Here is a 16,879-nt window from a genome sequence, read left to right as displayed (position 1 = left end):
GAACTATACACCTCAAAAAAAACTTTGTCAAATACCTAAAAACAAAAATACCACCAAGAAGCACTAAATCCCCTAAGCCGAAATGAAATTTATCTAGTAGAGAGATGCAACTGGCGCAGGCTACCTGAAAACTACTTGCACAAAAAAATAGCCGGGCAATACCCGGCCATGAATTCTTTCACGCTAAAACTATTCAGAACAATCCGCTAATTACCCCATCGTCATCCACATCGATTCGCTCTGCAGCCGGCACTTTTGGCAAACCTGGCATTTTCATCATATTACCGCACAGCACTACAACAAACCCTGCTCCAGCAGACAACGTCAACCCACGCACAATGATGCGGAAACCTTGTGGCGCGCCCAACAACTTAGCATTATCACTGAATGAATATTGCGTTTTTGCCATACAAACTGGCAACTTGTCCCACCCCAATCTTTCCAAATTAGCGATATCGGTCAGCGCCTCCGCACTGAAATCCACGTCGTCAGCACCATAAATCTTCTGTGCAATCATGCGGATTTTCTCCGGGATACTTTGCTCTACTTCATAAGAGAAGCTAAATTGTGCAGATGTTTGTTCGACAGCAGTAGCTACTTTACGCGCCAAATCCTCACCACCGGCACCACCCTTACCCCACACTTCAGTAAATGATATTTCCGCACCACGTTGTCGGCAGGCTTCTGCCACCAAATTCAATTCAGCCTGAGTATCAGCACTGAATCGGTTGAGCGCCACCACCACCGGCAAGCCAAATACATTTTTCAGATTATCAATATGGCGCAACAGATTGGGTAAACCTTTTTCCAATGCAGCCAGATTTTCACCGGACAACTCATCTTTTGATAAGCCTCCGTTATATTTCAATGCCCGCACGGTAGCCACTACCACTGCAACATCCGGCCGCAAACCGGACAACCGGCACTTGATGTCGCAAAATTTCTCGGCGCCCAAATCTGCACCAAAACCAGCTTCGGTAACGGCATAATCAGCCAAATGACAAGCCAAGCGCGTAGCGATAACTGAATTACAACCGTGGGCAATATTAGCGAACGGGCCGCCATGCACAAAAGCAGGTGTACCTTCAATGGTTTGAACAAGATTTGGCTTAATGGCATCTTTTAACAGCACTGTCATTGCACCCTGTGCATTCAAATCGCGTGCATACACCGGACTACCATCTTTGGTATATGCCACCAATATATTACCCAACCTCTGCTTGAGGTCAGCAATATCTTTAGCCAAACAGAATACCGCCATCACTTCGGAGGCAACAGTTATGTCAAAACCATCATCACGCATCACACCATCGGCGGTTTTACCTAACCCACCGATAATATTGCGCAAATGGCGATCATTCATATCCACTGCACGCCGCCACAGAATCCGTTTTGGATCAATATTGAGCGCATTACCATGGTGGATATGATTGTCGATAAGGGCGGCCAAAAGATTGTTTGCTGCACCAATAGCATGGAAATCGCCAGTAAAGTGTAGGTTGATATCCTCCATTGGCAGCACTTGAGCATAGCCGCCACCGGCTGCCCCACCTTTGATGCCGAACACAGGACCGAGTGAAGGCTCGCGCAAGGCGATAACGGCATTTTTACCAATACGGTTGAGCGCATCGGCCAAGCCAATGGTGACTGTCGTTTTCCCTTCCCCGGCAGGCGTAGGGCTGATAGCAGTTACCAAAATAAGCTTACCTCGTTTTTCAGGTAGCCTGTATGCATCAGCCGGATTAATTTTGGCTTTATATTTGCCGTAATGCTCCAGTTGCTCCGGTTTCAAGCCGAGCTTGGCGGCGATTTCATCGATGTGTCGGATGGTGGCGGCTTGAGCGATTTGCACGTCAGACAATTGGGGCATAACAGTCTCCAAATATAAAGAGTCAGAAAAGAAGAGTGTAGCACTCAGGATTGTACCCTAAATCTGTTACCAGGAAGCGAACATTCATCAGTTAGATGCAACGTATCGTCACATAGCTAAAATCGACACAAGGTAGTGGAGTGAAAATTTAAACACAAAGAGCGGGCACACCACCCGCTCTTCATTGCTATCATCAAACTTAACCCATAATCTTCAAAGCTGGGAATAAGCTTCGCAAACCAGCCAATACAATCTCCACCGCAATGGCTGCCAGCAGCAAGCCGGACACGCGGTTGATGATCTTGATGCCAACATTGCCAAGAATTTTGCTTAGCCTGGCCGAGCCAGCCAAAATTAAATAGCAGGTTACCCCCACCATAAAGCAGGCAATCAACAGCTCTAATGCGCCCTGCCACGTTCCCACATGGCTGCTGTAAATAATCACGATAGAAAAGCCGCCGGGACCAACAATAATCGGCGTAGCCATCGGCACCACGGCAAAAGCAAATTGCTTCTCCGGCGGTAAGCTTGAATGCTCCTTATTCAAATTAGGTTTCACCGGATTGTCCTCCCCCCCCATCATGCTCATGGCAATCACAAACACCAAAATACCACCCGCAATTTGGAAGGCCGGAATACTGATACCCAAGATTTTCAACAACGGGGTACCAATCACTCCAGCCACCACCATACAAATAAATGCACTAACTGACACCAGGCGTGCAGTTTTGCGCTGCTCCTTCGGCGTAAAGTCCGCTGTCTTATCTACAAAATATCCCAGTGCAATTAATGGGTTATTCAATACAATTAAACCGGTAAACAAATATAAGATATGAGTAATCATCTTTTCTCTCGTTAAACATCAAATCAGTCAGACAACAGCGCCACAGTTTCATCTACACTCGGCATGGCTGCGAAACGACCGCGCATAATATCGAAATTATGGTGTTCATACAGCTCTTTAGCCGACCAGCGGCCATTATCCAGCGTGCTGTTGGCCCCTTCCGGCAAAATCACTTCAAAGCCCAAATCGCTGGCAGCCCGTACCGTAGCTTCCACGCAATATTCAGTCATCATGCCAACCACCACTAAGCGCTCAACTCCGTTGCCACGCAGGTAATCCAGCAAATCCGTACCGCGAAAAGCGCTGTTATACCATTTATCCACTACTTTCTCACCGACCTGCGGTGCAACGGCGGCAGCAATCTGCCAACCGTGCGAGTTCGGTGCAAAGGGCGAATCCGCCTCATTGTGCCGAACATAGATGACTTCACGCCCGTGTGTGCGGGCTGCAAGCAACATTCGACCGATGGCACCCAACATTTCTGCCCCGCGATAAGCACCCATATCCAGCAATGCCTGCTGGGTATCGATAACCAATAAAACCGTTTTCTTCATTATGCTCTTTCTGTGGTCAAGGCTACCTGAAAACGCTTGTTTCCATGAAGCCGAAATACTCGTTTCCAAACAGCCCAAAAGAATAACCCCGGCATTCGGCCGGAGAACTGCCTTCATTCTATACGGGCGGCAAAAGCTTTGCCATGGCTAGATGCTGTATCAGGTCAAATATATTGCAAATTCAACACATATATCATCATTTTCTCGGCAAGCATTCCACCCATAACAAAGGCTACCTGAAATTTCAGGTAGCCTTTTTCAGGTAGCCTCCGCCGCCCTACATCTTACTCTGCTGGTTACTGATGCCCATCAGCATGGCCACAATGATCATGATAGAAAGCGTGGCCGTACCACCGTAGCTTACCAGCGGCAGCGGCACGCCCACTACCGGCAGAATGCCGCTCACCATGCCCATATTCACAAACACATAGCAAAACAGCGTCATGGTCAGTGCGCCAGCCAAGGTTCGGCTGTAGAGCGTGGGGGCTTTGGCGGCAATATAAAGGCCACGCCCCAGCATGATGGTGTACACCGCCAGCAGCAAGAGATTGCCAATAAGGCCGAACTCCTCGCCATATACAGCGAAGATGAAGTCCGTAGTAGATTCTGGGATGTAATCAAGATGCGTTTGCGTGCCGTTGAGCCAGCCCTTGCCCCACACGCCGCCGGAGCCAATGGCAGTCATCGACTGCAAGATATGGTAGCCCGCGCCGAGCGGATCTTTAGTCGGATCGAGCAGGGTCAGCACACGGGTACGCTGGTAGTCGTGCATGCCGTATTGCCACAGCAGCGGCAGTGAAGCAAAAAAACCGACCATGGCCACCGCAATTACCCGCCACGGCAACCCGGCAAAAAATATCACAAACAGACCAGACGCCATAATCAGCACGGCTGTACCCAAATCAGGCTGCTTCAAAATCAGGAAGCCCGGCACAGCTATCAGCACCAATGCAGCCAAATAATGCTGCCAGCCCAGCTCCGTTTCGTGTTTCTGCAGATACCAGGCCACCGTCATCGGCAGCGCAATTTTCATCAATTCAGAGGGTTGCAAGCGAATAATACCCAAATTCAGCCAGCGTTGCGAGCCGTTCACAATCACCCCGAAAAAATGTACCCCCACCAGCATCAGCAGACTCACTCCATACAGCACAATGGCGAAGTTACTCAGCACCTGCGGCCGTGTACGGGCAATACACCACAGCAGCACAAAGCCTACTATCGTGTGCAGAGTTTTATTTTCCAGCTGACCAATATTCTGACCGTCGGCCGAATACAGCAAAAACAGGCTCATCACATAGATGGCCAGCATACTGTAGAACAGCCACATATCCATCGGATCCCAGATTTTCCGCCAGTAGCGGCGGATAGCGTGTTCAGACGGGTGTTGCATATTATCGAACCTCGGATGCGGCAGCCGGCTGGCTACCTGAAACCGCCCTATAAGCAGACAGGGTACGTGCTGCTTGGGCATGAATCAGCGGATACTCAGCCTGGCTCATCGCGCCATCTCCCGGCACAGAGGGCTTGGGCAACGGCAGATTTTTGCCGTTTTCGCCCTGCAGCTGCAGCAGGTAGAAGTCGGCCAGCTGGCGGGCAATCGGCGCGGCATTCGCACCCCACCCGCCGTTCTCCAACAGCACGGCGATGGCTATTTTCGGATTATCTGCCGGCGCAAAAGCAATAAACCAAGCATGGTCGCGGTGGCGTTCGGCCAGCGCGGCCGCGTTATACGATGCGCCCTGCCGAATCTGCACCACCTGCGCCGTACCTGTTTTGCCGCCCATACTGTATTTCAACCCCACACCCACGCGCCAGGCCGTGCCGCCCGGGCGCAACACGCGCTCCATACTCTGCTTCACAAAAGCGAAATACTCCGGCTTGAACGGCAGGGTGGCGCTGGGCTGGGTACCCACCAAAATACGGGTTTGCTTTTGATGATCGACAAGCTCACGCACCAAATGCGGTCGGTACATCACGCCGTTATTGGCCAGCGTGGCAGTGGCATGTGCCATCTGCAGCGGCGTGTAGGCGTTAAAGCCCTGGCCGATGCTGATGGTTACCATATCAGCAGGCTTCCACTGGCGGGCGGTTTCGTTTTTGGCATGGGCAAAGCGCCGCGCCTTCCATTCCGGACTGGGCAGGATGCCTTTGTATTCGTTGGGCAAGTCGATGCCTGTCGGCTGACCGAAACCAAAGTGCGCCAGATAGGGATAAGCCTTTTCTATGCCCATTTCGTAGCCCAGGCGGTAGAAAAAGGTGTCGGATGACACTTGGATAGCCTTACCCAAATTGGCCGAACCGTGCCCGCTGCGCACCGAATCGCGGAACTGGTGGCGGCTGCCGGGAATACTCCACGCACCGGGCGCGGGCAGCACGGTGTTAGGCGTAATCTGCCCGCTTTGCAGCGCGGCCATGCCCATAAATGGTTTGAAAGTAGAGCCGGGGGGATACAGTCCTTGAGTAACGCGGTTGATGAGCGGTTTTTGCCAATCATCATTCAGGCTTTTCCAGGTATCGCTGTCGATGCCGTCGATAAACAGGTTGGCATCGTAAGTCGGCTTCGACACCAGCGCCAGTACGCCGCCAGTTTGCGGATCGATGGCCACCACCGCGCCGCGCCGGTTGCCTAACAATTCGCTGGCTTTCTGTTGCATGCGGATATCCAGCGACAGACGCAGGGTCTGCCCGCTCACTGCTGGGGCAGTTTTCAGGGTACGCACAATATTGCCCTGCGCGTCTTTTTCCACCTCCTGATAGCCGGGCATACCGTGCAGCTGCTGTTCGTAGAAGTTTTCCAGGCCCATTTTACCGATATGGGTGGTGCCGCGATAAAGCTCGTAGCGGTCTTCGCTTTCCAGCTGGTCGCGGTCTTTGTCGCTGATGCGGCCGATATAGCCGACAATATGGGTGGTGAGCCCGCCGTAGGGGTATTCGCGGAAGGTACGGGCGTTCACTTCCACGCCTTTGAAGCGGAACAATACCGCCGCCAGCCTTGCCGCCTCTTCGGTGCTCAGTTTCAATTTTAACGGAATGCGTTCGTAGGAGCGGGATTCAGCACGGAAACGCTGGAAGCGCTTCATATCGGCCTCGCTGATTTCCACATACGGGCGCAAAGCAGGTATCAAATCCTCAATTTTCATTTCCAATTCATTGGGAATCACTTCCAACGAATAGGCCGGATAATTGTGCGCCAGCACCACGCCGTTCACATCGGTAATTTCACCGCGAATCGGCGGAGTGGGAATTAGGGAAACCCGGTTGGCAACAGCCTTATCTACAAATTCTTCGTGCCGGGCTACCTGAAGCCGCACAAACTGCCACACCAACACGCCAAAGAATATCAAAACCATAGCAAACGCCACCACCAAGCGCAGCAGATAATCTTTCCGCTGGCTACGGGGTGGCGCTTTGACGGGCGTGTAATGGCGTCTCGACTTCATTTACGGGAACGGCGGTAATGGGCGATGGCGAGCATCACATTATTCAACTGCGGCCACAACAGGCCGGTAACAACTGAAGGCAGCCACAGCCGCCATAGGGGAAACGGCTGTTGTTGAAACAGACTAACCAAAAAAACCACAAATTGGCTAACCAACATGGCACCGGCCACCGCTATAGCCTGCCAGCCAAAAGAATTGAGCACAATCTGCCGCCGGTTACGTTCAATCAAAAACGCAGCCACGCTATAAGCCAAACCATGTTGTCCCAGCAGCGAGTTTGTGCCGATATCCACCAACAGGCCAAGACAAAATGCCGCACCGATACCGATCAGCTGCGGCCTGTGCAATAACCAATAAGCCAGCATAATCAGCGTGAAATCAGGCAAAGGATACACCCAGGGCGGAGCAACCGGAATGAAATCAACCAGCAGCACCAGCAAAAAGCTGAATGCCACCCAGCGTTTGGGCGTCGATTCTTTGAGCGGGTAGATTGGAGACATGCTTATTCCTGCGCCCCCTGTTCGATTGGTGGTTCGGAAGCAGTTTCAGGTAGCCTTGCAGGCGCCTGCGGCTTCTGCGGAATCACCAGCACATAACTGCTGCTACTCAAATTGGCCGCCGGCGTTAGCACGGTACGGTAATACGGCGTGCCGGAGTTGCGGTCGGCATGTGCTACTTTGGCAATTGGAATGCCGGCCGGGTAGATACTGTCGATGCCGGAAGTGACCAGCAAATCGCCCTCTTTCAACTCGGCCGACACAGGGAAATAACGCAAATCCAGCGTTTCACCACGCCCATACACCAGCGTGCGTACGCCGCTTTCAGCCACCATCGCAGGAATCACCGACTGACGGTTGTTAATCAGCGTAACTTCCGCCGTGGCTGGCTGCACACCAGTTACCTGCCCTATTAAGCCTTTTTCATCACTTACCGGATCCCCGACCTGAATCCCGCTACTGCTGCCTTTGGTAATCAGTAGGCGGTCGGCACGTGGAATGCGGCCGTTAGACACAATCTCTGCCAACACTGCCTTGGGCGCGAGCAGCGGCTGCAAATGGTTTAGTGTTTTCAGCTCACTCAATTCACGTGCCGCCGGCGCTTGCAGCTGCAACTGCATATTCAGGCGGGCGTTTTCTTCTTTCAGACGAGTGTTTTCAGCAAGCATTTGCCGTTTGTCGCGCATAAATGCCACGCCTCCACTCACCCATTCTGCCGGCTGGCGTGCCACCCATTGCAGGGGGTAAAGCCCGGTGGCCACATAAGATTTAGCCTGCTGCAATGCCGCATAACGATTATCCAGCACCATCAGCGCCATTGAGGCTATCCCCAGCAGCACTAATTTGCCGGCAGAACTGATAATCGGGCTGGCAAAATTGATTTCTTGCGACATAAGCGGATACAGGCTACCTGAAAACTAAAGACTCCGCGCAGGAAGGTCTGATTAAAATAAACCAATCGGCATCCCGCGCCAGTTTTACAGCGCACGGGATGCCGGAATGAAAATTAAGGATTGGGCACAAACACTGAATTCATCTTACCGATTAAATCCAGCGCCTTGCCAGAGCCACGCACCACGCAGGTGAGCGGGTCTTCAGCAATGCTCACCGGCAGGCCGGTTTCCTCGGCCAGCAAACGGTCCAAACCATTGAGCAATGCACCACCGCCGGTGAGCACCAAGCCACGGTCGGCAATATCTGCGCCCAATTCCGGCGGAGTTTGCTCCAAGGCGTTTTTCACGGCCTGCACAATTTGGTTCAACGGCTCGGCCAAGGCTTCCAGCACCTCATTGGAGCTGATGGTGAAAGCACGCGGAATACCTTCGGCCAGATTGCGACCTTTGGCTTCAATTTCACGCACAGCATTGCCCGGGAAGGCTGTACCGATGGCTTTTTTGATTTCCTCGGCGGTGGCTTCGCCAATCAGCATACCGTAGTTGCGGCGCACATAATTGATGATGGCTTCGTCAAACGCATCGCCTGCTACGCGTACCGAATGGGAATACACCACACCCGACAAAGAAATAATGCCCACTTCAGTGGTACCACCACCGATATCCACCACCATAGAGCCAGTCGGCTCTTCAATCGGCAGACCTGCACCAATGGCTGCAGCCATCGGCTCTTCAATCAAATTCACCGAAGCCGCGCCAGCCTGCTGTGCCGAATCGTGAATCGCCTTGCGCTCTACCTGGGTAGAACCGCAGGGCACACAAATCACGATGCGCGGTGCAGAAGCAAAGCGGCTGTTGTTTGCCTTGCGGATAAAGTGTTTGAGCATTTTCTCGGTAACATTAAAGTCGGCAATCACCCCATCTTTCATCGGGCGTACCGCCTGAATACCACCGGGCGTACGACCCAGCATACGCTTAGCTTCAGCTCCCACCGCTACAGTAGCATTTTTATTATTTATGTCACTGGGCAGTGCCACCACCGAAGGTTCGTCCAAAACGATACCGCGGCCTTTGATGTAAATCAGAGTATTGGCCGTACCCAAATCGATGGCCAAATCATTAGAGAAATATCGGGTGAGAAAGCGGAACATTGCTTTAAATCCTAGTGTTTGAATACTGATGAATACTTTAAAGAAACCAAGCCCATGGAGAGGCCGGCGCTACTTTGTGCAGCCTTATTCTTATGCCGTGCCGAGAGGCAGGCTTTTAGGCTATAATTTGAACTTTGCAAGCCAGCCTCAAAAGAAACGCGTAATCATACCTGAGATTGGGCTGTTTGCTAAACATAATTTAAGGAATTTTTATGTCGCTTACACTTTCCGACGTTGAAAAAATCGCCCGCCTCTCGCGCTTAAGCCTAACTGAAGCCGAGAAAGCCGCCACTCTCGACAAGCTCAACGGCATTTTCGCCATGGTAGAGCAGATGCAGAGCGTGAATACCGACGGCATCGAACCGATGACCCACCCACACGAACTCGCCCTGCGCCTGCGTGCCGACCAAGTAACGGAAACCGACCACGCCGCCGAATACCAAGCCGTTGCCCCCGAAGTGCACAACCGCCTGTATATCGTGCCGCAGGTGATTGAGGAGTAATTTTCAGGTAGCCTCAAAACAGCAAAGGCTACCTGAAAACTAAAGGAACCCCATGTCCACCGAGCAACAACACCTACACACAGCCGCCGTCGAGCACATCCGCCAATGTTTCAGCCGCCTCAAGCAGCAGACCGAGCAGGCGGGCAAAGAAATTGCTGCGTATTATTTCTATCTGGTAGACGACTTTTTTGCCGCAGGCAACGCCGCGATTACCCATCAGGATTTAGCTGCCTTTGCTGCCAAGCACAAGAAAGAATACAAAAATTGCACCATCCTGCAGGCGATTTGGGATGGCAGATGCACACTTTATGAAGGCAAAACCGAAATCCAGAATGCTTCAGATAACCGGCTAAAAAACCAAAGCGAGCTCTACCAAGCTGGATACCGCAGCATAGAAAATCTAGATGACGATGACGACACCTATCAGCAAAAACGCACCGAATACGAAACAGCCCTGATAGCCGCACTGCAACAATGCGACCAAGAAGGCCTGTTCGGCAATCGTGCTGAAAACGGCATATTGCTGTTTGCGTTTTATATTGATGACTATGATGAAAACGACGAACAATCGCTGCTGTACCGTTCCGCCACGCAGCTCAACCAACCGGATACTTACAAAAAATTGATAGGCTGATATTTTCAGACGGCCTCAAAAGCAGCCTGCACCATTAACCCTTTAAAATTCCAATTATTTTCAACCGAAAGTCCCGAAAATGACCCAATACACCCTCAAACAAGCCAGCCAACTGCTGCAATCCAAACAAATCTCCGCCGTCGAACTGGCAACCGAATACCTCGCCGCCATTGCTGCGCAAAACCCGGCTATCAACGGCTACATCACTCTCGACCAAGACAAGACCCTTGCCGAAGCCCGTTCCGCAGATGCGCGCATCGCACAAGGTAACGCTACCGCACTCACCGGCGTACCCATCGCCTACAAAGATATTTTCTGTCAAACAGGCTGGCGCAGTGCATGCAGCTCCAAAATGCTGGACAACTTTGTCTCCCCCTACACTGCCACCGTCGTCCAAAACCTGCTCGACCAAGGTATGGTAACGCTCGGCCGTACCAACATGGACGAGTTTGCCATGGGTTCGACCAACGAAACCTCGTTCTACGGCACGACTAAAAATCCATGGAATCCTGAACATGTTCCCGGCGGTTCGTCCGGCGGCTCCGCAGCGGTCGTTGCCGCACGCCTTGCCCCTGCTGCACTCGGTTCGGACACCGGCGGCTCCATCCGCCAGCCTGCTTCACACTGCGGCATCACCGGCATCAAACCTACCTACGGCACGGTTTCCCGCTTCGGCATGGTTGCCTACGCCTCCAGTTTCGACCAAGCCGGTCCGATGGCACAAACTGCCGAAGACTGCGCAATTTTGCTCAATGCGATGGCGAGCTTTGACGAGCGCGATTCCACCAGTTTGGAACGCAGCAAAGAAGACTACACCCGCGATTTGGACAAACCGCTCAAAGGCATGAAAATCGGTCTGCCTAAGGAATATTTCGGCGACGGCGCAGATGCCGATGTGCAGGCTGCTTTGCAAAGTGTCATCAACCTTTTAAAAGCGCAAGGCGCGGAAACCATTGAAGTTTCCCTGCCGCAAACCGCCCTGTCCATCCCCGCTTACTACGTCCTCGCTTCCGCCGAAGCCAGCACCAACCTTTCCCGCTACGACGGCGTACGCTACGGCCACCGCGCCGCCCAATTCGGCGACCTAGAAGAAATGTACAGCAACACCCGTGCAGAAGGTTTCGGCAGCGAAGTCAAACGCCGCATCATGATTGGCACTTATGTGTTGTCGCACGGCTACTACGATGCCTATTACCTGAAAGCCCAAAAACTGCGCCGCCTTGTCGCCAACGATTTTCAGACGGCATTCGCGCAATGCGACTTCATCCTCGCCCCGACTGCGCCCACCGCCGCTCCCAAACTCGGCAGCGACATCCACGATCCCGTGCAGATGTACCTTTCCGACATCTATACCATCGCCGTGAATCTGGCAGGACTACCCGCCCTGACCCTGCCCGCAGGTTTCAGCAGCAGCGGACTGCCCATCGGCGTGCAATTCATCGGCAACCACTTCTCCGAAGCCAAAATCCTTGGCGCAGCGCATCAAGTACAGTTGGCGAGCGATTGGCATACAAAAGCACCGGTGTAAGATTTACAGGTAGCCTTTGAGGTCGTCTGAAAAAGGCTACCTGTAAATAAATAAGAATAAAGTTCTTGGAGATTAAAAAACATGGCTCAGTTTGTTCCCAGCCTAAATGAAGCTATACAGCGGATGGATACGGTAGGTGAGCGTAGTGTAGCAAAATTTTTGAATCAGCATTTGCCAGAAGACAGTATTGTCTGGTGCAATATTCCGGTTGGAGACAAACGTTTGCATGCAGACTTTCTGATTCTGTTGCCGAAGCTGGGATTACTGTGTTTGGAAGTGAAAGATTGGAAGTTAAAATCGCTCAACTATTTTAATCCGCAAAAATGTGAACTGATGGTAGATGGGCAAAGCATTATGCAAACACACCCATTAGAACAGGCACGAGGTTATATACAATACACTGCCAACCTACTGAAACAAGATAAATATCTGCTACAAAAAAGCGGAGTATATCAGGGAGCTCTAATATTTCCCTATGCACACGGAGTAGTGTTTACCCATCTAGCACATGCTGAAATTAAAAAATTAGATGAAGCAGCCGGTAATGCCGTATTCAAGCAACTGTTCCCTATCAAACAGACTTGGTATAAAGAAAGTTTACAAGAAAAATCTTCCGAGCGCGTTTATAGCCGCTTGGAAAAAATGTTTACCCATTCATTTCCCTGTTCGCTGGATACTGCACAAATAGACCGTATCCGTTATTGCCTATTCCCCGAAATCCGTATTCGCATTCCACAACAGCAAGAACTGTTTACGGCTGACCAGGCCGACGGCAAAACGGAAAAGCAGCCCGCCCCCCAATCTGCCGACTCTGTGCCGCACCCCATCGCTGCGCCCGACATCATCAAAATCATGGACATCCAGCAGGAACAGCTTGCCCGCAGCATCGGCGGCGGCCACCGCGTCATCCACGGCGTGGCAGGCAGCGGCAAGACCTTGATTTTGCTGATGCGTTGCCAATACCTGGCCGAACAGTCCGACAAACCCGTTTTGGTGCTGTGCTACAACCGCGTATTGGCCGATAAATTACGTACCGCCGTGGCCGACAAAGGCTTGGTGGAAAAAGTGGAGGTGTGCAGCTTCCACCAATGGTGCGGCAAACTGCAAAAGGCATACGGGCTGGACACGCCCGAGCGCTACCGCCACCTGCCCGGTTACGAACACGCCCCGTTGACCGTACTGCAAGCCATGCACGACGGCACACTGCCCGGCGGCCGCTACGGCGCGGTGCTGATTGATGAAGGGCATGACTTCGAAGCTGACTGGCTGCGCCTGAGCGTACATATGCTCGACGCCGACAACGGCCATTTGCTGCTACTCTACGACGATGCTCAGGCCATCTACAAAAAAAGCGGCGCAGGCTTGGGCTTCACCCTATCCAGCGTCGGCATCAAAGCCCAAGGCCGCACTACCATCCTGCGCCTGAACTACCGCAATACCAAAGAAATTATCGGATTCGCCTACCTGTTTGCCCAAAACAAAATGCAACCGCACGAAAGCGGCGAAGACGGCGTACCGCTGGTCGAGCCCGAAGCCGCAGGCGTAAACGGCATTTCGCCCTACATCAAAGAATGCCCCGACTGGCAGGGCGAGCTCGACTACCTTGCCCGCTGCCTTGACAAATGGCTCAAAGACCGCATTCCGCCGCAAGACATCGCCGTCATCTGCTACAACAAAGAACAATGCAACGACGTTGCCAAACTGTTGAAACAAAAAGGCATCCGCCACTCCCTGCATTACGGCGGCAGCAAAAAGGCCTACAATCCGCACGATAACGCCGTTGCCGTCTTTACTATGCACAGCAGCAAAGGCCTCGAATTCCAGCGCGTGATGCTTATGGGCATCTGTACCTTGAAGCATAAAGACGCAAACCAGGAAGCCGACAACACGCGCCTGCTCTACGTTGCCATGACCCGCGCCCAAAACTACCTGATGATTACCCTTTCCGGCAGCGGTCTCTACCAAAGCCGCCTGCTCGACAGTTATCGGCAGTTCAAGCAGTTAAACGGCAACAATGCAGATAAGGCTACCTGAAAGCAGTTTAAGGTTACTAACCAGCATGAATGCACAACCCATGAAACTTTTCAGGTAGCCTCTAAGGCCGTCTGAAAACCTATTTAACCACCTAACACTGCCTGCAAGGCTACCTGAAACCATGACCACCACCGACTTCATCCAAATCATCGGCACCGCCGCCTTCGCCGTGTCCGGCTACCTCGTCGGCTACAGCAAGCGGCTCGACGTGCTCGGCGTGGTCATCACCGCCTTGCTCACCGCCGTGGGCGGCGGCATGATGCGCGATGCGCTGGTAGGACATGTGCCGCAGGTGTTCCGGCACACCGACGCGTTGATTGTGGTATTCGCCACCCTCGCTATCGCCTGGCTGCTGCGCGTGCAGCGCTACCGCCGCACCCACCTTGCCGCCGCCTTCCTGATTGCCGACGCCATCGGCCTGGCCGCCTTCAGTATCACCGGTGCGCAAATCGGCATCGGCCTGCAGCTCAACCTGTTCGGCGTGATCGTGCTCGCCTTTGTAACCGCTGTGGGCGGCGGTATTGCCCGCGATATTTTGGTGAACGATGTGCCCATCGTATTGCGTGCCGACCTATACGGCAGCGTTGCCATCTTCATCGGCGGACTGATGTATTTCCTTGCGCGGCTCGGCTGGATAAACGCCTTTACCCTGCATCTGCTGTTTGCCGCCGGCCTGTTTCTGCGGCTGGCTGCCTACCGCTTCCACTGGCAGCTTCCCGGCTTCCAGCCGCGCAGAAAATAGCGGCAAAAGGCCGTCTGAAAGATAGAATCTGGGTTTTCAGGTAGCCTCTGCCCAACCGGAAACCCTTACGAACCGATTAACCCTTCTTCAACAGAAAGACCCCTTATGACCTGGGAAACCGTAATCGGACTGGAAATCCACGTCCAACTCAACACAAAATCCAAAATCTTCAGCGGCGCATCAACTGCGTTCGGTGCGGAACCCAATGCGCACGCCAGCGTGGTGGAATGCGCGCTGCCGGGCGTACTGCCGGTAATGAACCGCGAAGCCGTTGAAAAAGCTATCAAATTAGGCTTGGCTTTGGATGCGAAAATCAATCAGAAAAACGTGTTCGACCGCAAAAACTACTTCTACCCCGACTTGCCCAAAGGCTATCAAATCAGCCAGTTGGATTTGCCGATTGTCGAACACGGCAAACTGGAAATCGTGGTCGGCGACGATGTGAAAACCATCAATGTAACCCGCGCGCACATGGAAGAAGACGCGGGCAAATCCGTGCATGAGGGCTTGAACGGTGCAACCGGTATCGACCTGAACCGTGCAGGCACGCCGCTGTTGGAAGTCGTATCGGAACCCGAAATGCGCTCCGCCGCCGAAGCCGTTGCCTACGCCAAAGCCCTACACAGCTTGGTAACATGGCTGGACATTTGCGACGGCAATATGGCGGAAGGCTCGTTCCGCGTCGATGCCAACGTATCCGTGCGCCCGAAAGGTCAAGCGGAATTCGGCACGCGCCGCGAGATTAAAAACCTCAATTCCTTCCGCTTCTTGGAGCAGGCGATTAATTACGAAGTGGAAGCGCAAATCGAGATTTTGGAAGACGGCGGCAAAGTACAGCAGGCAACCATGCTGTTCGACCCGGAAAAAGGTGAAACCCGCGTGATGCGTTTGAAAGAAGACGCGCACGACTACCGCTACTTCCCCGACCCCGATTTGCTACCCGTCATCATTTCAGACGACCGGTTGCAAAAAGCCAAAGCAGAAATGCCCGAACTGCCGAAAGAAATGGCGGCGCGTTTCGTGGCGGATTACGGCGTATCCGACTATGACGCACGCCTGCTCACCACCGGCCGCGTGCAGGCTGCCTATTTTGAAGAAGCCGCCAAAGAGAGCGGACAAGGCAAGCTGACTGCCAACTGGATGAACGGCGAACTCGCCGCCGCGCTGAACAAAGCCGAACTGGGGCTACCTGAAAGCCCGATTACCGCCCCGCGCCTCGCCGCGCTGGTGGGCAAAATCGCCGACGGCACTTTAAGCAGCAAATTGGCGAAAAAAGCCTTTGAAGCCATGTGGGCAGAACCTGAAGCCACCATCGCCGAAATCATTGAAAAACACGGCTTGCAGCAAATGACCGATACCGGCGCGATTGAAGCGATGGTGGACGAAGTGCTGGCCAACAATGCCAAAGCCGTGGAGCAATTTAAATCCGGCAACGAAAAAGCCCTGAATGCGATTGTGGGACAAGTGATGAAGGCCAGCAAAGGCAAGGCGAATCCCGCGCAGGTGCAGGAACTGATTAAAGCGAAGTTGGGGTAAATAAAGTGCAGGCTGCCTGAAAACAGATTTTCGGATTTCAGGCAGCCTGTCGATTAAAAAAAGGGCTGTCCTAGATAGTTAGGAAAAGTGTAAACAGCGCAACGATTTCCTACAGGAAACCGCGCGGGTATCAATATTTGCTCCACAGCCGGTCAAGCCATTGTTCGGTAAGCCTTTATTTCGGCAGCAATATTGACACACTATATAACTGGCTGTATAATAATAGTTTTTGAGAAAGGATACTTATTCATGATAAGCAAGAAAAAATTCAATACTTTTATCGGAAGCATAGGCGCGGCAATCGGGATTTTTGTATTCATCGCCTATATTCCCCAAATTATCGCCAATTTGGATGGAGCAAAGGCGCAACCATGGCAACCTCTGTTTGCGGCAGTATCCTGTTTGATTTGGGTTTTATATGGTTGGAGTAAAGAACCCAAAAAAGACTGGATTTTGATTGTGCCCAATGCGGTTGGCGTGATATTGGGTTCTTTGACTTTTCTGACCGCACTTTAAAAACAACCGACGCGGTAGCGTAATCGTCATCGTAAAGGCTACCTGAAAACGATAAAAGGGTTTTCAGGTAGCCTTATAGTGAATTAAATTTAAATCAGGACAAGACGACGAGCCGCAGACAGTACAGATAGTACGGC

At 52.4% G+C, this 16,879-nt stretch carries 15 protein-coding genes and 1 pseudogene; 8 read left to right on the top strand and 8 right to left on the bottom strand.

The genetic code is table 11. From position 1 onward, the window contains the following. Positions 1-193 precede the first annotated feature (193 nt). The 8 genes from HMPREF2796_RS03590 to HMPREF2796_RS03555 all read right to left on the bottom strand — a co-directional run bounded on the left by HMPREF2796_RS03590 (position 194) and on the right by HMPREF2796_RS03555 (position 9,249). On the bottom strand, positions 194-1,870 hold the full coding sequence (locus HMPREF2796_RS03590; protein ID WP_070631010.1) for a formate--tetrahydrofolate ligase: 1,677 nt from the start codon (positions 1,868-1,870) through the stop codon (positions 194-196). 199 nt (positions 1,871-2,069) lie between these two features. After that, positions 2,070-2,714 carry a MarC family protein gene (locus HMPREF2796_RS03585; RefSeq protein WP_023887091.1) on the bottom strand — a complete coding sequence of 215 codons (645 nt, stop codon included), beginning with the start codon at positions 2,712-2,714 and terminating at the stop codon, positions 2,070-2,072. Positions 2,715-2,737: 23 nt separating this feature from the next. Further along, a complete protein-coding gene (locus HMPREF2796_RS03580) occupies positions 2,738-3,385 on the bottom strand; it encodes a cysteine hydrolase family protein (RefSeq protein ID WP_083308633.1) in 648 nt (215 codons plus the stop codon). Between the two features lie 160 nt (positions 3,386-3,545). Then, positions 3,546-4,658, bottom strand: a complete 1,113-nt coding sequence (gene rodA / locus HMPREF2796_RS03575; protein ID WP_023887093.1) for a rod shape-determining protein RodA — start codon at positions 4,656-4,658, stop codon at positions 3,546-3,548. Between the two features lies 1 nt (position 4,659). Next, on the bottom strand, positions 4,660-6,708 hold the full coding sequence (gene mrdA, locus HMPREF2796_RS03570; protein ID WP_070631007.1) for a penicillin-binding protein 2: 2,049 nt from the start codon (positions 6,706-6,708) through the stop codon (positions 4,660-4,662). Beyond that, positions 6,705-7,208 (bottom strand): rod shape-determining protein MreD, encoded by a 504-nt coding sequence (mreD, locus tag HMPREF2796_RS03565; protein WP_070631005.1) that lies wholly within the window; start codon positions 7,206-7,208, stop codon positions 6,705-6,707. Before mreD ends, mrdA begins: the two co-directional genes overlap by 4 nt. A 2-nt stretch (positions 7,209-7,210) precedes the next feature. Further along, the gene (gene mreC, locus HMPREF2796_RS03560; RefSeq protein WP_070631003.1) at positions 7,211-8,098 is read right to left on the bottom strand and encodes a rod shape-determining protein MreC; all 888 of its coding nucleotides are present in this window, start codon (positions 8,096-8,098) and stop codon (positions 7,211-7,213) included. 113 nt (positions 8,099-8,211) lie between these two features. Then, the gene (locus HMPREF2796_RS03555; RefSeq protein ID WP_003824380.1) at positions 8,212-9,249 is read right to left on the bottom strand and encodes a rod shape-determining protein; all 1,038 of its coding nucleotides are present in this window, start codon (positions 9,247-9,249) and stop codon (positions 8,212-8,214) included. 212 nt (positions 9,250-9,461) lie between these two features. Between HMPREF2796_RS03555 and gatC the strand changes: the two genes are divergently transcribed. The 8 genes and pseudogenes from gatC to HMPREF2796_RS03520 all read left to right on the top strand — a co-directional run bounded on the left by gatC (position 9,462) and on the right by HMPREF2796_RS03520 (position 16,742). Next, entirely contained in the window at positions 9,462-9,752 is a 291-nt protein-coding gene (gene gatC, locus HMPREF2796_RS03550) for an Asp-tRNA(Asn)/Glu-tRNA(Gln) amidotransferase subunit GatC (protein ID WP_023887098.1), read from the top strand. Between the two features lie 52 nt (positions 9,753-9,804). Continuing rightward, positions 9,805-10,386 carry a DUF4303 domain-containing protein gene (locus HMPREF2796_RS03545; protein ID WP_070631002.1) on the top strand — a complete coding sequence of 194 codons (582 nt, stop codon included), beginning with the start codon at positions 9,805-9,807 and terminating at the stop codon, positions 10,384-10,386. A 79-nt stretch (positions 10,387-10,465) separates the two neighbouring features. Next, positions 10,466-11,914, top strand: a complete 1,449-nt coding sequence (gene gatA / locus HMPREF2796_RS03540) for an Asp-tRNA(Asn)/Glu-tRNA(Gln) amidotransferase subunit GatA (RefSeq protein WP_070631000.1) — start codon at positions 10,466-10,468, stop codon at positions 11,912-11,914. An 81-nt stretch (positions 11,915-11,995) separates the two neighbouring features. Further along, a pseudogene (locus HMPREF2796_RS11655) lies at positions 11,996-12,328 on the top strand (NERD domain-containing protein); the annotation flags it as partial. 228 nt (positions 12,329-12,556) lie between these two features. Then, positions 12,557-13,948 (top strand): DEAD/DEAH box helicase, encoded by a 1,392-nt coding sequence (locus HMPREF2796_RS03535; protein ID WP_246826821.1) that lies wholly within the window; start codon positions 12,557-12,559, stop codon positions 13,946-13,948. A gap of 121 nt (positions 13,949-14,069) precedes the next feature. Continuing rightward, positions 14,070-14,690 carry a trimeric intracellular cation channel family protein gene (locus HMPREF2796_RS03530; protein ID WP_070630996.1) on the top strand — a complete coding sequence of 207 codons (621 nt, stop codon included), beginning with the start codon at positions 14,070-14,072 and terminating at the stop codon, positions 14,688-14,690. 105 nt (positions 14,691-14,795) lie between these two features. Then, entirely contained in the window at positions 14,796-16,226 is a 1,431-nt protein-coding gene (gatB, locus tag HMPREF2796_RS03525; RefSeq protein ID WP_070630994.1) for an Asp-tRNA(Asn)/Glu-tRNA(Gln) amidotransferase subunit GatB, read from the top strand. Between the two features lie 249 nt (positions 16,227-16,475). Continuing rightward, a complete protein-coding gene (locus HMPREF2796_RS03520) occupies positions 16,476-16,742 on the top strand; it encodes a SemiSWEET family transporter (protein ID WP_003784708.1) in 267 nt (88 codons plus the stop codon). Positions 16,743-16,879 lie beyond the last annotated feature (137 nt).

This window comes from Eikenella sp. HMSC071B05, from assembly GCF_001811325.1.
Taxonomy (GTDB): domain Bacteria; phylum Pseudomonadota; class Gammaproteobacteria; order Burkholderiales; family Neisseriaceae; genus Eikenella; species Eikenella corrodens.
This window is presented reverse-complemented; position numbering and strand designations above follow the sequence as displayed.